The organism is Pseudomonas meliae, from assembly GCF_001400515.1.
In the GTDB taxonomy this organism is placed as follows: domain Bacteria; phylum Pseudomonadota; class Gammaproteobacteria; order Pseudomonadales; family Pseudomonadaceae; genus Aquipseudomonas; species Aquipseudomonas amygdali.
Genome location: NZ_LJQT01000430.1, coordinates 15,730 through 37,796 on the forward strand (window position 1 = coordinate 15,730; position 22,067 = coordinate 37,796).

Here is a 22,067-nt window from a genome sequence, read left to right on the forward strand (position 1 = left end):
CATTGAAGGCGGCTGTTTTTTCATTGATTACGCTTGCGGGCGCATGTGCGGGAACAGAATGACATCGCGGATCGAAGGCGAGTCGGTGAGCAGCATCACCAACCGATCGATGCCGATCCCTTCACCCGCAGTGGGCGGCATGCCGTATTCCAACGCACGCACAAAATCGGCGTCGTAGTGCATGGCTTCGTCGTCACCGGCATCCTTGTCGGCTACCTGAGCCTGGAAACGTTCGGCCTGATCTTCGGCGTCGTTGAGCTCGGAATAGGCGTTGGCGATTTCACGGCCGCCGATGAACAACTCGAAACGGTCGGTTACGCTCGGGTTTTCGTCGTTGCGACGAGCCAGCGGAGAGACTTCGAACGGGTACTGAGTGATGAAGTGCGGCTGTTCCAGCTTGTGCTCGACCAGCTCTTCGAAAATCATCACCTGCAATTTGCCCAGGCCTTCGAAGCCGAGCACCTTGGCACCGGCCTTTTTGGCAATGGCACGTGCCTTGTCGACGTCCTGCAGATCGGCAGCGGTCAGATCCGGGTTGTACTTGAGGATCGAGTCGAACACCGACAGGCGCACAAACGGTTCGCCGAAGTGGAACACCTTGTCGCCGTAAGGCACGTCGGTGGTGCCCAGAACCAGTTGAGCCAGTTCACGGAACAGCTCCTCGGTCAGGTCCATGTTGTCTTCGTAATCAGCGTAGGCCTGGTAGAACTCGAGCATGGTGAACTCGGGGTTGTGCCGGGTCGAAACGCCCTCGTTACGGAAGTTGCGGTTGATCTCGAAGACTTTCTCGAAACCACCGACCACCAGACGCTTGAGGTACAGCTCCGGCGCAATGCGCAGGAACATTTCCATGTCCAGCGCGTTGTGGTGGGTTTCGAACGGCTTGGCTGCCGCACCGCCGGGAATGGTCTGCAGCATCGGCGTTTCGACTTCAAGGAAGTCGCGCTTCATCAGGAAGCTGCGAATGTGAGCGATAACCTGCGAGCGCACACGGAAGGTCTCGCGCACGTCTTCGTTGACGATCAGGTCGACGTAACGCTGGCGATAGCGCTGCTCGGTGTCGGTCAGGCCATGGTGCTTGTCGGGCAGCGGACGCAGCGACTTGGTCAGCAGGCGAACGGTGGTCATCTCGACGTACAGGTCGCCCTTGCCGGAGCGTGCCAGGGTGCCTTCGGCAGCAATGATGTCGCCCAGGTCCCAGGTTTTCACTTCAGCCAGGGTTTCTTCAGGCAGGGTCTTGCGGTTGACATAGACCTGGATGCGCCCGGTCATGTCCTGGATCACCATGAACGAGCCACGGTTGAGCATGATGCGACCGGCTACCTTGACCGGAATCGCTGCCTCTGCCAGTTCTTCCTTGGTCTTGTCGACGTACTGTTTCTGCAGGTCGTTGCAGTAGCTGTCGCGGCGGAAGTCGTTGGGGAAGGCCTGACCCTTGGCACGGCCTGCAGCAAGCTTTTCCTTGCGCAGGGCGATCAGGGTGTTTTCTTCCTGTTGCAGGGCTTGCGGGTCGAGTTGTTGGTCGCTCATGTCTTTAAATATTCCATCACAGGTTCGCCCTCGTCTTGCGACGAGGGGCTTGAGGTGTCGGCTGACGGTTTACAGCCCTTGCTTGAGGCTCGCGATCAGGTATTCGTCGATATCGCCATCAAGCACCTTGTCGCAGTCGCTGCGTTCGATATTGGTCCGCAGGTCCTTGATACGCGAGGCGTCAAGTACATAGGAGCGAATCTGATGACCCCAGCCGATATCGGACTTGGTGTCTTCGAGCGCCTGGGACGCTGCATTGCGCTTCTGCACTTCCTGCTCATACAAACGGGCCCGCAGCATTTTCATGGCGGTGTCCTTGTTCGCATGCTGGGAACGTTCGTTCTGGCAACTGACCACGGTGTTGGTCGGGACGTGGGTGATACGTACCGCCGAGTCTGTGGTGTTTACGTGCTGACCACCGGCCCCGGAGGAGCGGTAGGTATCGATGCGCAGGTCCGACGGGTTGATGTCGATTTCGATGTTGTCATCGATTTCCGGCGAAACGAACACGGCCGAGAACGAGGTGTGGCGACGGTTGCCGGAGTCGAACGGGCTCTTGCGCACCAGACGGTGAACGCCGATCTCGGTACGCAGCCAGCCAAAGGCGTATTCACCCTTGATGTGCACGGTAGCGCCCTTGATACCAGCGACTTCACCGGCAGACAGTTCCATGATGGTGGCGTCGAAACCGCGCTTGTCAGCCCAGCGCAGGTACATGCGCAACAGGATGTTGGCCCAGTCCTGCGCTTCGGTGCCGCCGGAACCGGCCTGGATGTCCAGGTAAGCGTTGTTGGGGTCCATCTCGCCACTGAACATGCGGCGGAACTCGAGTTTTTCCAGCGATTCGCGCAGGCGCTCGACTTCTGCAGCGACGTCATCGACGGCGGCCTGGTCTTCTTCTTCGGCAGACATCAGCAACAGGTCTTTGGCATCGGCCAGACCCGAGGACATTTCGTCCAGGGTTTCTACGATCTGCGCCAGCAGGGAGCGCTCGCGCCCCAGTTCCTGGGCGTAGGCCGGGTTGTTCCAGACGTTTGGATCTTCGAGCTCGCGGTTGACTTCGGTCAGACGATCATGTTTGTGATCGTAGTCAAAGATACCCCCGAATGGTTTCGGAGCGCTCGGACAAATCCTTGATGCTGTTTAGGATCGGGTTGATTTCCATGGTAGGCAGCACTCGCAGGCGAAATTTTCAAAGCCGACGAGTATACCCCAGGCAAGGCCACGAAAGCAGCCCGTCGAGCAGGCGTTGTGAGGCCTATTTTACCGGTCACTGGCGGCGTCAGCCTGCCGCAACCTGATTGCGTCCGTTGTTCTTGGCCAGATAAAGCCCCTTGTCGGCATCCAGAATCAGCTGACGGCTGTGCATCCCGACCTGCGGCGTCACGGTAGCGACGCCAATACTCACAGTAAGGCTGGAACCCGACGTTGGAGCGATATGCGGGATATTCATGCCTGACACGCTCTGGCGCAGTTTTTCAGCCAGCAGACGCGCCCCGCCCGGAGAGGTATTGGGCAGGACCATGGCAAACTCCTCGCCGCCGTAGCGCGCGGGCAAGTCGGACGGGCGACTGCAACTGTTGCGGATGGCTTTCGCCACCTGACGCAGGGCCTCGTCGCCCTCCAGGTGCCCGAAGTTGTCGTTGTAAGCCTTGAAGTAGTCGACATCGATCATCAGCAGCGACAACTGCGCCTGATCGCGAATGGCACGCCGCCACTCCAGCTCGAGGTACTCATCGAAATGGCGGCGATTGGACAGCCCCGTCAGGCCATCGGAGTTCATAAGGCGTTGCAGCACCAGGTTGGTGTCAAGCAACTGTTGCTGGCTGACCCGCAGGGCACGATAGGCTTCGTCACGCTGCAACAGTGTCATATAGGAGCGCGAGTGGTAGCGAATGCGCGCCACCAGTTCGATGTTGTCCGGCAGTTTGACCAGATAATCGTTGGCCCCGGCCGAGAACGCGGCGCTCTTGATCAGCGGGTCTTCCTTGGTGGACAACACGATGATCGGGATATCGCGGGTCAACGGGTTGCTGCGGTACTCGCGAACCAGCGTCAGACCGTCGAGGCCCGGCATGACCAGATCCTGAAGAATCACGGTCGGTTTGATCTGCACGGCCTGGGCAATTGCCTGATGCGGGTCGGCGCAAAAGTGGAAGTCGATCGATTCGTGGCCAGCCAGCCCACGCCGGACAGCCTCGCCAATCATGGCCTGATCATCAACCAGAAGCACCATGGCGGTGTTCTCATCCGGGGTCTTGATCTCATCCGTCTGCAGGTCATGCATAGTGTTTCTCCTGATCGCCGACCACAGGTGAATGCACCTGAGCAGTCATTGAGTAAATACCTCGACCAAGCGAGGGGCAATGGCGGGCAGCGGACGTATCTCAACAGCAGCATCAATGGCTGCAGCCGCTTTGGGCATGCCATACACAGCAGAACTTGCCTGATCCTGGGCGATGGTCAGAAAACCTCGCTCCCGCATTGCCTTGAGTCCCTGCGCACCATCGCGCCCCATGCCGGTCAGTAGAACGCCGACTGCCTCACCACTCCAATAACGGGTTACGCTCTCGAAAAACACATCGATCGAGGGCCTGTAGACTTCATTCACAGGCTCTGCGGTATACGCCAGCGTACCGTCCTTGAGCAAACGAATATGATGATTGGTTCCGGCCAGCAGCACCACCCCTGGCTGCGGCGTTTCGCCTTCCGTTGCCAACCGCACGGGCAGGCCGGAAGCGGAACTCAACCACTCCGCCATACCGGCCGCGAATACCTGATCAACATGCTGCACAAGGACGATCGCTGCCGGAAAGCTCACCGGAAGCCCCTTCAGGAGGATCTCCAGCGCCGCGGGCCCGCCCGCCGAGGAGCCGATGGCAACGAGCCTGTCGCGCCTCGCCGGCTCCGATCTCGGCGCAGCCACCACATGTTCGCGGCCGACACGCTGACCGATCAGCCAGTCGATATTGAGTATCTTGCGCAGCAGGGGTGCCGCCGCCTCTTTGGGGTTAGGACCGCCGATGGCAGGCGTATCCACCACATCCAGCGCACCATGCCCCATCGCTTCGAATACGCGGCGCATGTTCTGCTCGCGGTCGACGGTCACGATGACAATAGCGCAGGGTGTTTCGGCCATGATCCGACGGGTGGCCTCTACGCCATCCATCACCGGCATGATCAGGTCCATCAGGATCAGGTCCGGGGTCTGCTCGACGCAGCGCTGCACGGCATCGGCACCATTGGACGCGACCCATATGATCTGGTGCGCGGGCTCGAAGGCCAGCGCGCGACGCAGGGCTTCGATGGCCATGGGCATGTCGTTGACGATGGCAATCTTCATCCTTGCGCGTCTCCTATCAATTCGACAACAGCGTCGAGCAAGGCATCATCGTGGAAACTGGCTTTGGCCAGGTAGTAATCCGCTCCGGCGTCCAGGCCGCGGCGTCGGTCTTCTTCACGATCCTTGTAGGAAACAACCATGACCGGCAATGACTGCAAACGGGTATCACGGCGCAGCAACGTCACCAGTTCTATACCGTCCATGCGCGGCATGTCGATGTCGGTGATGAGCAGGTCGAAGTCACCGGCACGCAGGGCATTCCAGCCGTCCATCCCGTCCACGGCAACCGATACTTCGTAACCGCGACCGACCAGCAGCTTGCGTTCCAGCTCGCGAACAGTCAAAGAGTCATCGACCACGAGAACCCGTTTACGCGATACATGGTCGACCTGACGGTTGCGCCGGTCAATACGCTCCAGGCGTCCGGTATTCAGGAGTTTTTCCACCGAGCGCAGCATGTCTTCTACATCAACGATCAACACCACCGAACCGTCATCGAGCAAGGCCCCCGCCGAAACGTCCTGAACCTTGCCCAGCCGCGCGTCGAGCGGCATCACCACCAGCGTACGCTCACCGATGAAGCGTTCGACGGCTACGCCATAAACTGCATCACGCTCGCGAATAACCACAACCTTGAGCGCTTCGCCGGCATTCTGGGCGGGCGGCCGATTCAATAACTGACTGGCCGATACCAGACCGACATGGCGCTCTTCATCCCAGAAGTGCTGACGCCCTTCCAGTTGCAAAATATCATCCGGCTGCAAGTCGCGCATGCGCTCGATATGGGCCAGAGGGAAGGCATAGGCTTCTCCGCCCACTTCCACTACCAGGCTACGCACTACAGAAAGCGTCAGCGGCAATTCAATCCTGAAGCGACTGCCCTCGCCCGTCCATTGTTGCAGCTCGACACTGCCATGCATCTGGCGAACCATGTGCTGCACAGCATCAAGACCGACACCACGACCGGAAATTTGCGTGACCTTGTCGCGCATGCTGAAACCCGGCAGAAACAGAAAACTCAGCAGTTCCTCCTCGCTCAACTGCGCGGCGGTTTCTGCTGGCGAAAGCTTGCGTTCAACAATGCTCTGGCGCAAACGCTCCAGGTCTACGCCGCCACCGTCGTCACTCAACTCAACGACCAGCAAACCAGCCTGATGCGATGCCTGCAGACGAATCAGACCTTCAGGGTCCTTGCCCGACGCCGCGCGTTTTTCGGGCGACTCGATGCCGTGGTCCACCGCGTTGCGCAACAGATGGGTCAGCGGCGCATCAAGCTTTTCCAGTACATCGCGGTCGACCTGGGTCTTCTCCCCTTCGATCTGCAGACGTACCTGTTTACCCAACTCACGCCCCAAATCGCGGACCATGCGCGCCTGACCGTTCAGCACATCGGCGAAGGGCCGCATGCGGCAGGCCAGTGCGGTGTCATACAGCAGCTGCGCGCGCTGCGCCGACTGCCAGCCAAACTCATCCAGCTCTGCGGTTTGCTGGACAAGCACCTGTTGCGCCTGGGACAACAGGTTGCGTGCATCTTCCAGGGCTTTTTGCACATCAGCCGGGGGGCCTTCTTCGCCAAAGCTCGCACCCAGCACTTCAAGCGCGCGGTCGCTGCTGCTTTGCAAGCGTTTGAGGCGCTGCATACCGGCCAACAGCGGCTTGAGTCGCTGGGTCTCGACCAGCGATTTGCTGGACATGTCCAATAGCCCGTTCAAACGCTCGGCAGTGACCCGCAAAACACGCTCGCCGCCCTCGGCCACTCGACGTTCACGCAAGGGGGTAAAAGGTGCTTCCGGTTCCGGAGCCGGAGCCGGCTTGGCGGCGGACCTGGATGGCGGACGCGGCTCTGCTGTCAGTGGATCAGGGACAGGGTTGATTACTGGCTCAGCCCCTTGGGCTGAAGACTCAAGCTGCTGCATCGCGCTGGCCAGCAATGCGTCCGAGGCCGGGTCAGGCAGCGGCGTATTGACCGTGCGCGCTGCGCCAGCACCGGAGGCCAGCAGCGCGTTGAGCCTTTCAACATAACTGTCGATATCGGGCTGACCGACGCTATTACCGCCTGGCGTAGCGATACGCATCAACAGGTCAGTGCCGGACAGCAGCGCATCAATGTGCTCGGCCTGCAGCAATAGACGGCCTTCTTGCGCGCTGACCAGACAGTCTTCCATCACATGCGCAACGCTCACCCCGAAATCGACGCCGACAATGCGCGCCGCGCCCTTGAGCGAATGTGCCGCCCGCATGCAGGCTTCCAGCTGATCCGCTTGGGTCGGGTTACGCTCAAGCGCCAACAGGCCCGCACTCAATACCTGGGTCTGCGCATCGGCTTCCAGCGTGAACAGTTCAAACAGTGAGGCGTCACGCATTTGATCTGGCGTCATGTAAGGCTCCGGTGCACCGCCGACAACAACTCTTCTTCGTCCAGCAAACGCAGGCTTCGGCCTTTCCATTGCAGAACGCCGCGAGTAAAACGGGCGTTGGCATGAGTACCGGACGCAGAAGCGGCTTCCAGCTCACGCTCGTCAATGGCGTGAATGCCGTCTACCTCGTCCACCGGTACCACGACCGGGCCGCCTTCAGCAGCAACGATCAACATGCGCGGAACCACCCGCGCCGACTGGTCACTCGCTGCATTGCTGTCCAGCCCTAGCAGCTCGACCAGCGATATGCACGCTACCAGAGCACCTCGTACGTTGGCGACACCCAGCATCGCACGCGAGCGCTGGTGCGGCAGCGAATGGATGGTCTGGCTGGGGGCGACCTCCGAGAGGCAGCGGGAAGCCAGCCCCAGCCACTCTTCGCCAAGACGAAATACCAGGATGGAGCGGGTCTGTATGTCGCGCAGCAACACAGAGCCCTGAAACTGCTCATGCGATTCCTGGGCCAGTGCGTAGCGGTCCAGCAGACGAGTGGCCGCCGCAGAATAAACCGCGCAGTTGCGACAGTGGATGTGCTCTTCAAGCAACGGGCAGGAACGATCACCGTGAATACCGATGCGGTTCCAGCAGTCATCGATATCCAGGGCTTGGTCATGGGTAAGACTGGAAAAACCGGACACACCCGTCATCAATGGTTTCCTTGTTTATTCGCGCCACGTGCAGCGCGGTCCTGCAAGCGCCGGGCCCCGGCACTGTCGCCCTGGGCGGCCAGCAACGCAGCCAGTTGGGCCAGCGATTCGGAGTGCTGCGGTTGCAGGTACAACGCCTTGCGATAGAAACCCTGAGCCTGCGCCACGCTACCTTCTACTTCGCTGAGCAGGCCCAGCCAGTAAAACACCTGTGCAACCGGCTCATGCTGTTGCAGATAGCGCTCGCAGGCAGCCTGCGCCTCGGCACTTTTGCCTTCGTTGGCCAGGCCGGCGATCCTTTCGAGCAGCGCCGAAACCTCGCTATTGCCAGTGACAGCAACCGGCTTGACGATGGGCGCAAAGGCTGCGGACGTTCGTGCGACAGGTCGTGGCGCAGGCGCTCTGGCAGGTGCATCGGGGGCCGGGCGCGGTGCAACCGGGGCGGTTACCGGAGCCGGGGTCCAAGCCGGGGCCGGAGCCGTCGGTTCGATTGGCGCATGCCGGAAGACAAATGATTGCGCAATACCGATCGAGCGCATGCCAATACCTGCCAGCAGGTTGCCCTCCGCCGGCCCGATGAACAGCAGGCCGTCTTCCCGGGTCAGTTGCTTGAGGACCTTGAACACATGTTGCTGGGTCTGCCGATCAAAATAGATCACCAGATTGCGGCAGAAAACGATGTCATAGGCGACCTGCGAAGCCAGTTTCGGATCGAGCAGGTTGCCAGCCTGAAAACTCACACAGGCGCGCACACTGTCGGCGATTTCAAACCCGTCAGCGACCGGGTTGAAATACCGCTCGCGAAAACCGGTGTCGCTGCCCCGGAACGAGTTCTTGCCATAGATGCCGTGCTCGGCCTTGGCAATCGAAACAGGGCTGATATCAATGGCATCGACCTTGAACTGCCTGGCATCGACTCCCGCATCGAATAACGCCATGGCAATCGAATAGGGTTCCTCGCCGGTCGAGCACGGCAGGCTGAGAATACGCAACGGGCGCGCACCGGCAAGGCTCGCTATACGTTCACGGGCCAGCATGCCCAAGGTGACGAACGATTCCGGGTAGCGAAAAAACCAGGTTTCGGGAACGATCACTGCCTCGATCAGCGCCTGCTGTTCTTGAGGCGATGACACCAGAAGATGCCAGTACGTATCACTGTCGGGGCAATGGGCGGCCGTCGCACGCTGACGCAAGGCACGCTCGATGATCGCCTCGCCGACCGAGGTCACATCCAGCCCGATACGCTCCTTGAGAAAGCTGAAGAAGCGTGAATCGTCGACCTTCATGGCGCGTCCTCAAGCAGTTCAAGGTCGATTGGCGCCACCGGGTACAACAACTCGCGAACCGGCTCGCTCAACAGTTCCTGAACGTGAATCCATTGCAGCAGCCCCTGCTCATCCTCCCGAACCGGCCCCAGGTAAGGTGACAGGCGATTGTCCAGCCCGTACGCCTTGAACTGTGACACCGGGCAACGCAGCGTTTCGGTGGCCTGCTCCAGAATCAGCCCGAGTAATTGCGCCGGGTGCACGTCGTCGTGCCGATAATGCACCAGAACCATGCGGGTGCTGGTGCGCAAGCGCGCTGGCTGACCGGAATTCAGTGCACTGATGTCAATCACCGGCACGATCTCGCCGCGATGGGCAAAGATCCCCGCCACCCAGTGCGGAGCCTGGGCAATTGCCTTGAGTTTCACGCGAGGCAGGATCTCGGCAATCTCTGTCGCGTCCAGTGCATAGCGGTCTTCGCCGATGCAAAACAGCAGAAAGAGTTTGCTGGTGGTCAGTGGCGTGCCGTTGCGCCTCGGCGATTGATCCGTCATTGGAGTGTTCAGACCTTGAATCGCGAAACGCCACCGCGCAGCCCGACCGCGACCTGACTCAACTCGTCGATGGCGAAACTGGCTTGACGCAGAGATTCGACAGTCTGGCTGCTGGCATCCGCCAGTTGCACCAGCGCCTGATTGATCTGTTCGGCACCGGTAGCCTGAGCCTGCATACCTTCATTGACCATCAGCACACGGGGCGCCAACGCCTGTACCTGCTGAATGATCTGCGACAACTGCTCGCCGACCTGAGTGACCTCGAACATGCCACGGCGCACTTCTTCGGAAAACTTGTCCATGCCCATAACGCCTGCGGAAACCGCCGACTGGATTTCCCGCACCATTTGTTCAATGTCATAGGTGGCGACAGCGGTCTGGTCGGCGAGGCGCCGCACTTCGGTGGCGACCACCGCGAAACCACGGCCGTACTCACCCGCCTTCTCGGCCTCGATGGCCGCGTTAAGCGACAGCAGGTTGGTCTGGTCGGCCACCTTGACGATGGTAACGACGACCTGATTGATGTTGCCGGCCTTCTCGTTGAGGATCGCCAGTTTGGCGTTGACCAGATTGGCAGCGCCCATCACCTGATGCATGGTGTCTTCCATGCGTGCCAGCCCCTGCTGGCCGGAACCGGCGAGAATCGACGCCTGGTCTGCTGCGGAGGTGACTTCGGTCATGGTTCGCACCAGGTCGCGCGAGGTGGCAGCAATTTCCCGCGAGGTCGCGCCGATCTCGGTGGTGGTTGCCGCGGTCTCGGTAGCGGTGGCCTGCTGCTGGCGGGAAGTCGCAGCGATTTCAGTGACAGAAGTCGTTACCTGCACCGAAGAACGCTGGGCCTGCGCAACCAGCGCAGTCAGCTCGGTCATCATGTCGTTGAAGCCGGTTTCGACCGCATTGAACTCGTCCTTGCGGGACAGGTTCAGGCGGGTGCTCAGATCTCCGGTACGCATGATGTCCAGAATCCGCACGATCAGTTGCATCGGTGCCATGATCGAACGCATCAGCAGCAGCCCACAGGCCGCAGCCGCCAGCACTGCCACCAGCAGCGACAGGATCATGCTGATCTTGGCAGCCAGCACGGCGTTGACAATGTTGGCGGTGGCCTGATCAGCCAGCTGTTTATTGGCCACGATGAGATCATTGAGCTGCTTGCGGCCCGTGAGCCAGACCGGGTTCACTTCGCCATAGAATTCGGCGCGCGCGCCTGCGTAGTCGCCGCTATCGTACTTGGCGTGAACATCGGCGAGCATGCGCGAATAGGTTTCGCGGCGCTTTTCGAAAAGCGCGAAGCTGTCTCTGTCCGCATCATCGAAGATGGACTTTTTGTAGCCGTTCATCTGTGCCTGCAGGTTTTCGTCAAACCCCTGAAACTGGTCCTTTTCCTGCTTGGTCAGCGCACGCGCCTGCCCTTCGGCAATCAGCTCCAGGGTGCGGATGTAACTTTCGCCCCATGCGCTGCGCACCAGCGTGCTGTAGTAGACACCGGGTAACGCATCAAGACGGACATCTTCCTCGCTGGACTCGATGGACAACAGCCGTGAATAAGATACAACGACCATCAACAGCATGATTGCGATGATGACGGCGAAACTCGCCAGAATCCGTTGGCGCAAGGTCCAGTTCTTCACAGTCAGCCCTCAAGAGTTCAACGACGGCATCGGGCCGTGTTCAAGAAGCGGACCGACGAGCGGTCCAAGCGGCGTGAGTATAGCCCAGCCGTCAACGGGTACACGGGGAATGAAAAAACCAAATCATGTCACCTGCTCATTAACCCGCTTTCCTGCCTTCTTGTCGGCACTTGCCACCACTACTTGAACACAACACGTCAGGAACCTGTGCAGCCGATAAATAGTTAGCACTTGCCGGCCTGACCTCAAACGTAAGCTTTGTCGCCTGCTCACTCACGACAAGGCACTTCAATGCTGGACCAAACTTCGCCGGGCAAGGCACCTGCCGCCCCGCATGTGCAACTTATAAAAGATAAATCACCCCGATGGCTGCTTGACGCAGAACCGTCAACCCATGCAACTCTGCGCAAAACCTCCGGACGCCCCTTGCAATGGCTGACGAGCGCGCGCACGTCCAGCCCGGAGCAAGTCGATAAACTTCAGCAGCTCTATGCCGAGCATCGCCAGAATGAACAAAAGGTTCGTCCGACGCTTGATCGCCTCTCGACACTGGAAGACTTCGCGACCCCTCTTCTGACGGCGGCGATCAAGGACCGCTTCGGTCTGGACGTCGACGTCGCCCGGACCTGGCTGTTTCACGCCAGCCGGGCCAGGGTCGACCAGTCGTTCCAGGCGGCATCCCGAGACCCCATCACTCAAGCCAACATTGCCTTGAGGGCCGCCTGTCAGAGCCTGCTCAAGGCTGCGCTGCAGAATTTCGAAAAGTGGGAAACCGCGCCTGGCGCGATGGATTCGGACTCGGGCATAGAGGCTCAGGTGTTTTCCGCCTTTGAAATAATCGGTCAACAGATCGCCGGCCAGTCCTTGCCGATATCTGCGACCGGGTTCGCAGCGATGTGCCGCGAGCTGGACCTGGGCGGTAAATACCAGACCCACCTGGAGTCCGTCTTCAATGCACCTTCGACACCCGAAGAAACGGCGGACGCTGCGGCATCCAGGCTGCGCAAGGACTTCCTGAAACTTCAGTCATCGTCCATCCGGCTTCAACTGCAGATTGCTTCCCTGCAGGAACTTGCCAGCCCGCCATTGCAGGGCGCGTTACTGGATATTCTCGACAGCAAGCAAAACGTCCGACTTGATAACAGGCCGGTCAACTGCAGCGTGCTGTGCCTGGGGGATGTCGAACTTGACGGCCCGTTCGTTATTGGCAAAGACCGCGACATGGCAACTCAGGCAGAAAAAATTGTCGTCTACATTCCAGACGATCCGGTTGCGCCATTGAAGGAATACGACTCGGTCGAGGCGTTTATAAACTCGTTGCGCGACCGGATGTTCATCGATGGATATCTGAATTTTTTCATGCGTTTCATACCGGCGCGCCATCGAAGTGCCTTGTTTGAAAAGCTGTCCGAGCGTCTGCACCCCAAAGTCAAGAAAGGGGGGTTCTTCGAGCGCCAGTGGCTGGAACGTGAAGCGGACCGAAACGCCCGGCTGGACCTGAGAGAGACTCCTCTGCAAGGCCCCTTGCCGGAGGCCCTGTACGATCGCAAACGTGCAGCGTTGAAGGACAATGCGCTGTTTCATGGCGTGCCAACGGCGGCGCAGGACCAGAAAACTGTCGACGAGCGTGTGCAGTACTTTAAGGACAAAGCCTTCGACGTCTTGAACATCGCCGCTTTTGTCGTTCCGGTACTGGGCGAAGTGATGATGGCCGTCACAGCCATTCAGTTGGCCCATGAAGTCTATGAGGGCATAGAAAGCTGGGCCAAAGACGAAAAACAGCAGGCGCTCGCCTACCTGTTCGACGTGGTGGAGAATATTGCCCTGATGTCGGCCCTTGGCGCTGCGGCGACGGGCTCAGCAGGCATACCTGCGATACAGGTGCCCGAGTTCATAAACGGCCTCAAACCCGTGGAATTACCGAGTGGAATGACTCGTCTCTGGAAACCGGACCTGACACCCTTTAGCCATGACATCGTGCTGCCAAAGGGACTGCTGCCCAACGCCACAGGCCTGTATACATGGCAAGGTAAGCAGTGGCTGCCACTTGAAGGACGCACCTATTCGGTGATCCCTGCCCCGACCGGCGATGGTTATTTGATGGAGCACCCGAGCCGTCCGGACAGCTACCAGCCCGCCTTGCGCCACAACGGTGCTGGGGCCTGGTTGCATGAGCTTGATCGTCCGCTGGAGATGGAAGGCCTGACGCTGTTCCGACGGCTGGGATATTCCAGCGAAGCGTTCCCCGACAGCGCAGCCAGACGCATCATAAAAGTCAGCAACACACCTGAATCCGTGATGCGCCAGGCACTGGCCGAGCAGCGCCGCCCACCCGCATTGCTCGAAGACACAGCGCGTCGCTTCAGGCTGGACCAGGAAATCGATCGTTTCATAGAGCAGATGGAAGCCAACGATGCAGACGCAGCAGCGCCTCTTCAACTTGAACTGCTGAGCCAAGACTCTGGCTGGCCGAACAATCGCGCGCTGGTGCTGGTGGATGCCCAAGGCAATACGCTCCAGAAATTCGTCGCGGCGCAGCAGTCTGGCGCTGCCGCCCCCCTCGACATCCATATTCGTGCCGATCAGCCAGATGCCCTGCGCCAGGTCCTGGAAAAACTGAACAACATCGAAATCCGGACTCTGCTCAACGAAGAGTTCGGTGCGGGTCAGCCGGGCATCGCACCGCGGCTGATCGCTTTACGCGCACAATTGGTGGCGCGTGCCCGGTCAACCAGAGCCTGGTTGTTCGAATCACGTTACCGCGCCCTGAAAGTCGCTGATACGGACGGCGCGCAAACCCTCCAGCAGGCGTTTTCCAGCCTGCCGCCGCTGGTTGTGGAGGAATTGGCCAGCCACGCCTCGCCAGCCGAGCGGCTACAACTCACTACAGAGCGCCGCGTACCCTTACGCATGGCCGAAGAAGCCAGTGCCTATTTGCAGCAAGTACGGCTGGCACGAGCCTATGAGGGCCTTTACCTGACCTCGGTATCCAGCGCAGATACCGATTGCCTTGCCCTGCACAGCCTTGAAGCCCTTGCGCAATGGCCTTCTCAGGTCAGGCTGGAGGTGCACAATCGCTTCTTTGGCGGCCAACTGCTTGACAGTATCGGGGCTCAGGAGGCTCCCGTTCGCAAGGTGCTGATCAAAGATGGCAATCGTTATGAGACCCGTGACGCTGACGATCAGCACCTGCACGGGCTGGACGATCTGTATTCATCCGTACTTCACGCCCTGCCCGATGCCGAGCGCAGCCAATTGGGTTTTGCCCATACCGGCCAGGGGCAGGCGCTGGAGGCTCTGATTCAGGAAAACCCTCTGCCTCGCCAGACTCTCGCGCCACTGCTGAACATGCAGGCGCTCAAACCCGGCTCCAAGTCCCCCATGCGTCTGGCCGATGGCCACCTTGGTTATCCCTTGAGCGGTAACGGCAGAACCGACTGGCATATGACCGATGAAAGTCTGCTGGACAAGATCCGTTTGCTGGAACTGGAAGACGCGTTCCCCGAAGACATTCTCAGCCGCCTGCGCCACACAGGCAGGGATAATCGGGCTATCGATGAACGACTCAACAGCCTGCTGGGCGAGCAAATGATGCTGCGGGAAAGTCTTGACGCCTGGACCTTTGAAGTCGTGGCAATGCCCCCCATGAGTCAGGCGCATATCGATAGCCGGGCGCGTATCAGCGAGGCGATCTGGAACCACTGGCGCATCAATAACCTGCCTGAAATCGGACGAACGCTTGAGCCACTGTATCTGCAGCAGGTATCCCTGACTGACTTCCCACGACACCTACCAGATTTTGTATACGCGCGGGTGAGCGGACTCTATCTGGAGAATATCTCGATCGAACCCCGAGTTCGCCCGGGCGCAGAGCTTTCAACACCGGTAGCCACGGATCTGCCCAGACAGTTGACCAACAGCTTCGAACTTGGACACTTTCTGCAACGCTTCCCCCACACGCGCTCACTCATTCTGGTCGGCGAACCCGGCACCGGTGCGGATCCGCAGCTATCGGCCTTCCTCAACCTGCCCCAGCAAGTGTCCAGTGTGCTGCCGCAACTTACTGAACTGGGACTGATAAACCAGAGCATTTTTCTGGATCAGGCGCAGATGGACAACTTGCGCGATATGCCTGATCTCAGGTCGCTGAACCTCAGCGGCAACCGGCTGGTCAGCTTGCTGCCCATGGACCTTGACTGGCTGCATCTTGACCGGTTGATACTGGAACGAGTCGGCATGCACCGCTGGCCTTCCTGGCTGACGGACATAATCCCGAACAATATTCGTGAGCTGTCGGTAGCTCATAACAACCTGACCGAACTGCCGGACTGGATCCTCGACAATCCCCTCAACCCCGAGCATCAGACCCTGATCGATTTGCGCGGCAACAGCCTGTCCAGGCATACGGTGATGCACGCACGCATCAACGAGGCTGTACCCGACTGTTCGTTTCGCTTCCTGATGGACACGCCGCTGGCTGTGCAAGCCGCTATAAACATGCAATTGCGCGAAGGTGCCGAATTATCTGCCGCGCTTGATCAGTGGACACACGCCTCAAATTCGCTGGCCATTACGAGTGAACGGACCATCGAAGCCCGCCGCGAGATCGGCAGGATACTGACTGATCACTGGCGAGCGTTCAGCCTGGGGCAAATCCACCGTCCACTGCGCCTGGAAAACCTTTCGCTGGCCGACTTTCCCCGCCAGCTGCCGGAGTTTTTCTATCGTCAGATACGCTATCTGCACCTGAGCAGAGTCACGGCCACGGGATCTGATCTGGACAAGCTGCTGCGCCATATGACTGATCTGAGCTCACTGGTAATGAACGGGCATGTCGCACCGCTGCTGCAATTGCCTCCGGCGCTGCTTGAGCTTCCATCACTTCGTTCGCTATTGCTGATTGATCAGGGAATGGTCATCGAGCAAAAGCACATCGATTTCTTCAGCCGTATTCCGACGCTTTCAAGGCTGGAACTGGATGGCAACCGGATAGGTGTGATCAGCGATCTGTCTGCCCTTAACAATACCGCGCTCAACTGGCTATCACTCAATAACGTCGGATTAACCGAATGGCCGACCTGGGTGGATGACATGATTCCAGCACATCTGGGGACGCTCCTGCTGGAGGGCAATCTGATTACTGACTTGCCGGAGCATATTCTGGCCAATCCCGGCAGCGAATCTTCGCACACGGAAATAAGCTTGCTGAACAACCCGCTTTCCGAAGACAGCATGCGTCGAGCACACTTTTCAGAAAGCTATGGACGCTCTTTCACCTTTGACATGGACCTGCCACCCGAACTCGCAGCGATGGACTGGACGGAGCAGCATGATTCGGACTCATCGATATCAGACTACGAGTCAGAAGACAGTCGGGCATCGACTCCAGAGCCAGTGACTGCCGAACCCTGGCTGGACGACAGCAGCCCGCTCATCGCCGCGCGGCGTGCGCTCTGGGAGCAACTGGAGATCAGCGACCACAACCGAAGGCTATTGGACCTGATCGGTTCGCTGCGCCACAGTGCCGACTATCGCAATACGGCCAACCGGGCAGTACTGCAGGAGCGCGTCTGGCGAGTACTCGGCGCGGTGGGTCAGGACCCTCAACTGGGAATGACCCTGAGTGCTATCGCCGAAGAACCACTCAGGCTGTTCCGTGACAACAACACCTGCCCGGACGGCATCCTGCTGGAGTTCAACCAGATGGAGGTGATGGTGTTCATTCGTCAGTCACTGCACGATGTTGTGCCGGAGCAGCGAGGTGCACTGCTGTACAGGCTGACAACCCGCCTTTATCGCCTGTCCGAACTGGATGCTGCTGAGCCGCGATGAAGCTGAAGTCCGTCTGGCGTATCGCATACACTGGGCAAGCGCGCTGGACCTGCCCGTACCACCGGAAGGCATGTTGTATCAGGCCCACGCCGCCATCAGGCCGGGTGAGTTCGATACAGCCCTGCTTCGCGTGCAGTCCGGAGAACAAGGCGAACCATTCCTGCGCTTCGCCGAGCAGCAGGATTACTGGATCAACTATCTGCGCGAAACCCATGCTGGACGGTTCGATGCACTCGAACATCTTTACAGGACTGACCTGACCCGACTCACCGACGAATTCGAACAGCGCAACATCAGCCTGGACAATCCGGAATACGAAAAACGCATTCGCGAATTCGAAGCCAGCTTCAAGGCACAGCAAACAATGCTGATAAGGGAGCTGACCAACGCCGAGGGGCTGGAGCATCATTGATGGCATGGGCCGCCTGACGCACAGTGCCCGGCAGCGGACGTGGCTGCTTACTCGGCGCCCCGCACCTGTGCTTCCAGTTCGGACTTGAGACCGGGCTCCAGTTTCAACTGGCGCGCCAGCTCATCAAGATAGGCGCGCTCCATGAAATGCTCTTCATCCACCAGCATGACACTGGCGATATACATTTCCGCCGCCATTTCAGGCGTGGTCGCGGCGCGAGCCACTTCTGCCGGGTCCAGCGGTTTGTTCAGCTCGGCCTGAAGCCATTGCTGAAGCGCCTGATCGCTGTTCAATTTGCTGAACTCGCCCTCGATCAGTTCTCGCTCACGCTCATCCACATGACCATCGGCTTTTGCAGCGGCGACCAGGGCACGCAGGATGGCCTGGCTGTGCTGCTCGGCTTCAGCCTCGGGCAAGCGATCAATGGTTTGCGGCTCACGCTGACCAACGAGGCCCTGACTGGACTGCCAGTTGTTATAGGCCTTATAGGCCAGTACGCCCAATGCCGCCAAGCCTCCGTAAGTCAGCACCTTACCGCCCATACTGCGCGACCGTTTGCCGCGCAGAAGGCTCATGGCACCTGCAGCCAGCGCACCGCCACCGGCGCCGGACAGCAGACCGCCAAGACCGCTCTGGGAGGTCCCTTGGCCTTTACCGCCGCCGAGCAGGCTGCCCAGACCATTGATCAATGAATCACTGCCCGAAGACTGCTTGCCGGATTTGCCGTTAGCCTTGTCCTGCAACATGCTTTGTCCGGATTTGAGCAACTGATCGAGTAAGCCACGCGTATTCACAGAAAGCCTCCTACAAGGTTTGTCAGATGAGTCATTGACCAACAAGTTGACAGGAAGTCACTGACTCAAGATTACCGGTGTGCTTCCGGATGTTACGATTCCCGACCAGCCCCATTCATCCAATCATTCCCGATATCAGCGAAACACGTGCAACGCGCGGCTCTGATAAGGGGTCAATAGTGGAGCAGTCGGTACGAAAAGCAGTTAAAAAGACTGCTCGTCCAGATTGATCAACCTTAAGTACACCCCTATGAACGCAAGACGCATACCGTCAGGAGCTTGCCTGAAGTGATATCGCCCACTGGTTTCCCGACAGCTAACGGCACGGCTGCCGGGATTATCCGATCAAAGGACTGGAGCCAGACACCACTCGGACCCATCGAGCATTGGCCGGTATCGCTGAAAAACACCCTGAATCTGATTCTGAACTCGCCGGAATCGATGTATCTGCTCTGGGGGCCGGAGCTGGTGTTTTTCCACAATGATGCTTATACCCCCATCCTCGGCCCGCGTAAGGATAACGCCATTGGCGCGCTTATTCCGGACCTCTGGGCTGATGTGTGGGATCAGGTCGCGCCACTGGTCATCGATGCATACGCCGGCAAGCCGTGCCATTACAAGGACATGCCGCTGAGCATGGCGCGCTATAGTGAGGTCGAGCAGACATGGTGGTCATTCTCCTTCTCGCCGGTGATCGACGAGCAAGGGATGATCGTTGGCATGTTTTGCATCACCAACGAAACCACCGAGCATGTCCTCAGTCAGCAAGCGTTGCAGGACAGTGAGCGCGAACGCCTGAACCTGATCGAGGATCTGGTAAATCTGGAACGGCGGCAGACCGCCAGGCTGGCACAGCGGACCCTGGAGCTGGATACATTCTGGGAGATTTCCCCGGATCCGCTGGCGATACTCGATTTCAACGGCATTTTCATGCGGGTGAACCCAGCCTGGACAGTACTGCTGGGCCACACTGAACAAGAGCTGCTGGGCAGCACGATCATGAGCCTGCTGCATCCCGATGATGTGCGTAATACCGAGGATGCCCTGAAACACACCATCAATCATGTTTTGCCGCTGTTCGAGAATCGCTACCGGCATGTGGACGGGACCTATCAATGGTTCGGCTGGACCGCTGCGCCAGGCAATGGAATCATTTTTGCGCTGGGCAAGCATCTGACCCACGAGAAAGATCGCATCGAAGCATTGCGTATTGCCGAAGAAGCACTGATTCAAGCGCAGAAAATGGAAGCGGTCGGGCAGTTGACCGGCGGTTTGGCACATGACTTCAACAATCTGCTGATGGGCGTGACCGGCAACATGGAGTTGCTCCTGTCGAGGATCAGACAGGAGCGCTTCACGGAGCTGGATCGCTATATCAATGCAGCACTGGAGGGCTCAAGACGTGCAGCCTCCCTGACGCACCGCCTGCTGGCATTCTCGCGCCGTCAGACACTGGCCCCCAAGGCGACGGATATCGACCTTCTGGTGGCGGGCATGGATGAACTGATCCGGCGTACCGTGGGCCCTGCCATCGATATGCAGGTCATTGCTTCACGAGGGCTGTGGTCGACCCTGGTGGACCCGCATCAGTTGGAAAACTCGCTGCTCAATTTATGTATCAACGCCAAGGACGCCATGCCCGACGGCGGGCAGCTGCTGATTCAGACCGGCAACCGTCATCTGAATGCAGCCGCAGCGGCGAGGTATCAGTTGCCCGCAGGTCGTTACGTGGAGTTATGCGTCAGCGATACAGGCACGGGCATGGACAAAGATGTCATGGCACGGGCCTTCGATCCGTTCTTCACCACCAAACCGTTAGGCATGGGGACGGGCCTGGGGCTGTCGATGATTTACGGCTTTGCACGGCAGTCCGGAGGCGGCGTCAACATCACCTCAAACGTTGGAGAGGGCTCGAAAGTCTGCATCCTGCTGCCGATGCATGAAGGTGAGCCTGAAGCGGTGGCACTTGAGGACAGCCCTTTACAAGTACCCGCACCTGGCATCAGCGATGAAACCATTCTGGTCGTTGATGACGAGCCCGCTGTGCGCCTGCTGATTGCCGAGTTGCTTGAAGACCTTGGCTATACCATTTTGCAGGCCGAGCGAGGTGCCGATGCTCTGACCATTCTGCAGTCCAAAGCGGCTATCGACCTGTTGATTACCGACGTCGGTCTGCCAGGCGGCATGAACGGTCGTCAGGTCGCAGACGCCGCCCGGGATGTTCGGCCCGACCTGAAAATACTGTTTGTGACCGGCTATGCTGAAAACGCGGCGCTGGCCCACGATACGCTGGAACCTGGCATGCATGTACTGCCCAAGCCTTTTGCCATTGCCGAACTGATCGGACGCGTCACCGAACTGCTGGAAGGCGAATAAAAATGAGCGCCCTGCGGCGCTCACTTATTGGCTGCTTCCTTTCGTAAACCGAACGGGCATCAATCCCGCAGATCAGACTCATGAATCGGCTGATCCCGATGTGTGGCGCGTTGGTACTGTGCGGGCCAGGTCGCCAGACGCCCGCCCAGGTCTTCATCGGCACGCAGCGGCCAGTACGGATCACGCAGCAACTCACGCGCAAGCAGGATGATATCGGCCTGCCCGGTACGCAGAATATGCTCTGCCTGGGCCGGATCAGTAATCATGCCTACCGTCCCTGTAGCGATTTCGGACTCTTTGCGAACCCGTTCGGCAAAACGCGTCTGGTAGCCGGGGCCAACCGGAATTTCTGCGTTGGCTGACGTGCCGCCCGACGACACATCGATCAGGTCGGTACCCAGCGCCTTCAGACGGCGCGCCAACTCTACCGTTTCATCGGCGTTCCAGCCGTCTTCCACCCAGTCGGTGGCGGACACGCGAACGAACACGGCAGCTCTTCAGGCCACACCGCTTGGGTGACTTGCAGCGTCAGGCGAATGCGGTTCTCGAATGAACCACCGTATTGGTCAGTGCGCTGGTTGCTCAATGGCGACAGGAACTGGTGCAGCAGATAACCGTGGGCCGCGTGAATTTCTACCACCTTGAAGCCTGCGGTCAGGGCGCGCCGTGCGGAATCGACAAACGCCTTGATCAGTTCCTGAATCTGCGTTTCGCTCAGTTGCACAGGCGCCGTGTGCTGCGGATCAAAAGCAATTGCCGAAGGCCCGACCGGAGTCCAGCCGCCTTCATTGAGGGAAATGCTGCCGTGCTTGCCAAGCCACGGGCGCCAGGTGCTGGCCTTGCGACCGACGTGCGCCAGCTGGATGCCAGCCACCGCACCCTGAGCATTGATAAAGCGGGTAATGCGTTGCAGCGGCTCGATCTGTTCATCATTCCAAAGCCCCAGGTCTTCGGGGGTTATGCGGCCGTCCGGCGTCACAGCCATCGCTTCAGTGATGACCAGGCCGGCGCCGCCAACTGCTCGGCTTCCCAGATGAACCAGATGCCAGTCGTTGGCCAGGCCGTCGACACTGGAATACTGGCACATCGGCGAGACTGCGATACGGTTGCGAAGGGTCAATTGGCGCAGGGTGTAGGGTTCAAGCAGCAGGCTCATGGCAACCTCTCGTAATGAAAAATCAGGTGTCCAGGCCCCGTTCATTCAATGAACAGGTTTTGCAGACAGTCTGTTGTCGACAACCTGGTAGCGAGAGGGGTTCCTGCTGA

General features: G+C 59.1%; 11 protein-coding genes and 2 pseudogenes. 2 read left to right on the top strand and 11 right to left on the bottom strand.

All coding sequences use genetic code 11. The features are described 5' to 3' along the window. Window positions 1-27: 27 nt before the first annotated feature. The 9 genes from lysS to ALO64_RS20000 form a co-directional block, all read right to left on the bottom strand. Complete coding sequence (lysS, locus tag ALO64_RS19960) at window positions 28-1,530, bottom strand: lysine--tRNA ligase (RefSeq protein WP_005732488.1); 1,503 nt, start codon at window positions 1,528-1,530, stop codon at window positions 28-30. 69 nt (window positions 1,531-1,599) lie between these two features. Continuing rightward, window positions 1,600-2,695 (bottom strand): peptide chain release factor 2 gene (prfB, locus tag ALO64_RS19965; protein WP_122259221.1). Its coding sequence is split into 2 segments (ribosomal slippage): window positions 1,600-2,622 and window positions 2,624-2,695, totalling 1,095 coding nucleotides; the frame shifts between segments, so codons are not numbered across the junction. A gap of 117 nt (window positions 2,696-2,812) precedes the next feature. Beyond that, window positions 2,813-3,817 carry a response regulator gene (locus tag ALO64_RS19970; RefSeq protein WP_044343756.1) on the bottom strand — a complete coding sequence of 335 codons (1,005 nt, stop codon included), beginning with the start codon at window positions 3,815-3,817 and terminating at the stop codon, window positions 2,813-2,815. A 45-nt stretch (window positions 3,818-3,862) separates the two neighbouring features. Next, entirely contained in the window at window positions 3,863-4,873 is a 1,011-nt protein-coding gene (gene cheB, locus ALO64_RS19975) for a chemotaxis response regulator protein-glutamate methylesterase (protein WP_005732486.1), read from the bottom strand. Beyond that, on the bottom strand, window positions 4,870-7,251 hold the full coding sequence (locus ALO64_RS19980) for a hybrid sensor histidine kinase/response regulator (RefSeq protein ID WP_044343757.1): 2,382 nt from the start codon (window positions 7,249-7,251) through the stop codon (window positions 4,870-4,872). Before ALO64_RS19980 ends, cheB begins: the two co-directional genes overlap by 4 nt. Beyond that, window positions 7,248-7,937, bottom strand: a complete 690-nt coding sequence (locus ALO64_RS19985) for a chemotaxis protein CheW (RefSeq protein ID WP_044343758.1) — start codon at window positions 7,935-7,937, stop codon at window positions 7,248-7,250. The genes ALO64_RS19980 and ALO64_RS19985 overlap by 4 nt, the downstream gene beginning before the upstream one ends. Beyond that, the gene (locus ALO64_RS19990; RefSeq protein WP_044343759.1) at window positions 7,937-9,223 is read right to left on the bottom strand and encodes a CheR family methyltransferase; all 1,287 of its coding nucleotides are present in this window, start codon (window positions 9,221-9,223) and stop codon (window positions 7,937-7,939) included. Before ALO64_RS19990 ends, ALO64_RS19985 begins: the two co-directional genes overlap by 1 nt. Next, on the bottom strand, window positions 9,220-9,756 hold the full coding sequence (locus ALO64_RS19995; protein ID WP_044343760.1) for a chemotaxis protein CheW: 537 nt from the start codon (window positions 9,754-9,756) through the stop codon (window positions 9,220-9,222). The genes ALO64_RS19990 and ALO64_RS19995 overlap by 4 nt, the downstream gene beginning before the upstream one ends. Before the next feature lie 8 nt (window positions 9,757-9,764). Continuing rightward, window positions 9,765-11,387, bottom strand: coding sequence for a methyl-accepting chemotaxis protein (locus tag ALO64_RS20000; RefSeq protein WP_010210767.1), 1,623 nt, complete (start codon window positions 11,385-11,387; stop codon window positions 9,765-9,767). A 291-nt stretch (window positions 11,388-11,678) separates the two neighbouring features. Here ALO64_RS20000 and ALO64_RS20005 point away from each other — a divergent pair. Then, a pseudogene (locus tag ALO64_RS20005) lies at window positions 11,679-17,631 on the top strand (NEL-type E3 ubiquitin ligase domain-containing protein). 47 nt (window positions 17,632-17,678) lie between these two features. Here ALO64_RS20005 and ALO64_RS20010 read toward each other — a convergent pair. Further along, on the bottom strand, window positions 17,679-18,425 hold the full coding sequence (locus tag ALO64_RS20010) for a tellurite resistance TerB family protein (RefSeq protein ID WP_002554770.1): 747 nt from the start codon (window positions 18,423-18,425) through the stop codon (window positions 17,679-17,681). A 288-nt stretch (window positions 18,426-18,713) separates the two neighbouring features. Between ALO64_RS20010 and ALO64_RS20015 the strand changes: the two genes are divergently transcribed. Continuing rightward, window positions 18,714-20,801, top strand: a complete 2,088-nt coding sequence (locus ALO64_RS20015) for a hybrid sensor histidine kinase/response regulator (protein WP_044343761.1) — start codon at window positions 18,714-18,716, stop codon at window positions 20,799-20,801. 59 nt (window positions 20,802-20,860) lie between these two features. On the opposite strand, the pseudogene ALO64_RS20020 reads toward ALO64_RS20015, so the two are convergent. After that, window positions 20,861-21,957 (bottom strand): annotated as a pseudogene (locus ALO64_RS20020) (NADH:flavin oxidoreductase/NADH oxidase). Between the last annotated feature and the right edge of the window lie 110 nt (window positions 21,958-22,067).